We start from the raw sequence: 1,255 nt of genomic DNA, 5'->3' as shown, positions 1-1,255 counted from the left end.
TGTAGTGGTCAAGTATTTTTGGCCACTGAGTTTTGAGCATTCCAGTAGTTCTTTTCTGCCACATTCGGCGGCAGTCCATCGTTATGCTTGTGCGGCCTGAGGCTGCTGTAGTAACCGATCATGTAGTCAGTGACAGATTGCTTCGCCGCAGCAGCATCGGGATAGCCAATCTCTGGAATCCACTCCGACTTCAAGCTCCTGAAGAAGCGCTCTGTCGGGGCGTTGTCCCAGCAATTTCCACGGCGACTGAGACTCTGGGTCATCTGGTAGCGCCAGAGCATCTGTCGGAATGCCAGGCTGGTGTACTGGCAGCCTTGGTCTGAATGAAACAGGAGGCCCGATGGCTCTCCACGCGACTCGTAGGCCATGGTTAGCGCCTTCTTTACCAGTTCCGTATTCGGAGACAAGGACAACGCCCAGCCTACGGGTTTACGCGAATACAAGTCGATGACCACCGCCAGATAAGCCCAGCGAGCCCCTGTCCAAATGTAGGTAATGTCGCCGCTCCATACCTGATTGGGCTCCTTTACATCGAACTTGCGATCGAGAAGGTTCGGGATATCCAAATGCGGCTGATCAGCCTTCTTGTAGGCGTGGCTTGGCGGCTGTGTGCTCACCAGCCCCAGCTGCTTCATCCGCCTGCTGGCTCGGTAACGACTCAGCGGTGTGCCTGCCTGCGTGACCATTTTGGCGATGCTGCGAGCGCCGGCAGAACCGTTACTAACGGCATGCGCTTCGACAACTTGGTCCAGCAGTTTCTGCTCAGCCTCACAGGGCCTTCTATCCCGGTCACGCCAGGCCCGGTAGCTACTGCGATGCACCCCAAACACCTGACACAAGTGCTGCACCGCATAGCTCTCTTCAAGTCGCTCGATTATCGAGAATTGCTCAGGGAGTCCGACATCAAGAGAGCGGTAGCCTTTTTTAATATTTCCTTCTCTTCCTCCACCCGACGCAGCTTGCGTTTCAGCTCCTGAATTTCACGTTGCTCAGGCGAAAGAGCCTCACCATTCAGCGGTGCCTTGCCTGACCGCTCAGCCCGCAGCCTGCGTACCCAATACTCCATGGTGGATTTGCCAACACCCATGGCCTCACACGCTGCCTTCAGCGTGTAACCCTGATCGACCACGAGCTGGGCCGCCTCCAAACGAAATTCCGGGCTGAACGTTCTCTTCTTCGTCATCATCTGCACCTGACTGTCTATGGAGTGATCATACACTCAAAATCAGGTGGCCAGATTCACTATGCCACTACA

1 protein-coding gene is annotated in these 1,255 nt (G+C 55.4%); it reads right to left on the bottom strand.

Going from position 1 to position 1,255, the window contains the following annotated elements:
- Positions 1–8: 8 nt before the first annotated feature.
- A protein-coding gene (locus tag E0702_RS15770; RefSeq protein ID WP_240721788.1) for an IS3 family transposase occupies positions 9–1,183 on the bottom strand; the annotation gives its coding sequence in 2 pieces (ribosomal slippage) (positions 9–928 and positions 928–1,183; 1,176 coding nt in all).
- Positions 1,184–1,255 lie beyond the last annotated feature (72 nt).

This window comes from Halomonas marinisediminis, assembly GCF_004347715.1.
In the GTDB taxonomy this organism is placed as follows: Bacteria; Pseudomonadota; Gammaproteobacteria; order Pseudomonadales; family Halomonadaceae; genus Halomonas; species Halomonas icarae.
Note: the sequence above shows the minus strand (reverse complement) of the source record. Positions and strands in the feature narration are given on the sequence as shown.